Source organism: Mycobacterium alsense, assembly GCF_002086635.1.
Classification (GTDB): domain Bacteria; phylum Actinomycetota; class Actinomycetes; order Mycobacteriales; family Mycobacteriaceae; genus Mycobacterium; species Mycobacterium alsense.
The window spans coordinates 1-1445 of the sequence record NZ_MVHD01000121.1; the positions used below are offsets into that span (position 1 = coordinate 1).

The 1445-nt window shown below is 76.5% G+C and carries 2 protein-coding genes; both read left to right on the top strand.

The features are described 5' to 3' along the window. Nucleotides 1-193 precede the first annotated feature (193 nt). Nucleotides 194-343 (top strand): hypothetical protein, encoded by a 150-nt coding sequence (locus tag BST11_RS29065; protein ID WP_280522731.1) that lies wholly within the window; start codon nucleotides 194-196, stop codon nucleotides 341-343. Between the two features lie 104 nt (nucleotides 344-447). Further along, nucleotides 448-1445, top strand: a 998-nt coding sequence (locus tag BST11_RS26750; protein WP_244897797.1) for a DUF7159 family protein, incomplete at its 3' end; no start/stop codon positions are given.

Sequence of the window (1445 nt, forward strand, 5' to 3'; positions counted from 1 at the left end):
CCCGCCGCCGGTGGTCGTGACCACGGCGCCGCCGGTCGTCACCACGCGGCGCCCCGCGCCTCCCCCCGCCACGACGCAGCCGACGACGCCGCCGCCGACGGCGGCGACCACGACGCCGCCGGCCCCGTCGACGACCCCGTCACCGACGCCGTCCGCCACGGCGCAGCCGACGACGACCCCGACGACCGTCCCGATGACGACGGAGTGGATACACGTCCCCCTGCTCCCGGTGCCGATCCCGGTTCCGGTGCCCGCGAGCCAGGCGCCCCAGGCGCCGCAGGCGCCCCCGGTCCCGCAGTATCCGCAGTACCCGCAGAACCCGTTTCTGAGCCCGGGTTACTGAGTCCCGGCGCCTGCGCCGCCGGGCGCACGCGGGTAGGTTGGTGTCACCCAGTTCGAGCGGGGGCCTGCTGCGTGGTGCCCCCGTGGGGACCTTGGAGGCGCACAGTGGACATCGTGCTCGGAGTTTCGATGGCTCCGACCGCCGTCCGCCTGGTGCTCGTTGAGGGCCAGGGCGCTGACGGCGTCACAGTCGAGCAGGACGAATTCGACATCCCCGCCTCGGCCGGCCCCGATCAGGTGATCGACGCGATCGTCGGGACCCGGGAGGGCGCGGCCGCGGGCGGCTACCGGCTGGCCTCGACGGGGGTGACGTGGACCGACCCCGCCGAGTCCGCCGCGCTGCGGGACGCCATCGCGTCCCACGACGTCGGCAGCGTCATGCTGGTCTCCCCACTGCTCGCCGCGGCCGCACTGGCGCAGGCGGTGGGTCATTCGATCGGCTACGAGCACATCGCGATGCTGTTCGTCGAGCGCGACAGCGCGACCCTGGCGGTGGTCGACGTCGGCGACGGGTCCATCGTCGACCTGCACCGGCGGCAGCTGGTCGGGGGCACCGCGGCCGAGCTCGCGGCCCTGGTCGCCGGGCTGGAACGGCCCACGTCGCGGGCTGACGGCGTGTTCGTCGTGGGGTGCGGCGCGGGGTGCGGCGCCGATGTGGCCGCGATCAAGGCCGCGCTCGAGGCGGCGACCGCGTTCGAGGTGAGCGTGCCCGAGGAACCGGAGATGGCGCTCGCCCGGGGCGCGGCGCTGGCGTCGGCGAACGCGCCGCTGTTCGCCTCTTCGACGGCCGCCCTGGCGTACTCGTTGGACCCGGGCACCGGTGAGGTGCACCCGCGGGGGCTCAGCCCCACCTACCTCGACGTCTCCGGCAGCGCCGCCGCGGACGTCGGGGCGCTGGCCTACAGCGCCGTGGACGACGTGGCGGACGACCCGCCGCGGCGCCGCCGCGGGCCCGCCCTGCTGGTCGGCGGCGCGCTGGCGGGGATCGCGGCCGTCGCGGCCGGGGCGGTGGTGGTGTCGCTGACGTCGGACGTCCGGCCTGCGCCGGCCCCGCAGCCAGGCCCGCAGGCGGTCGCCCCGCACGATCGGGTGCCGCCCCCGAC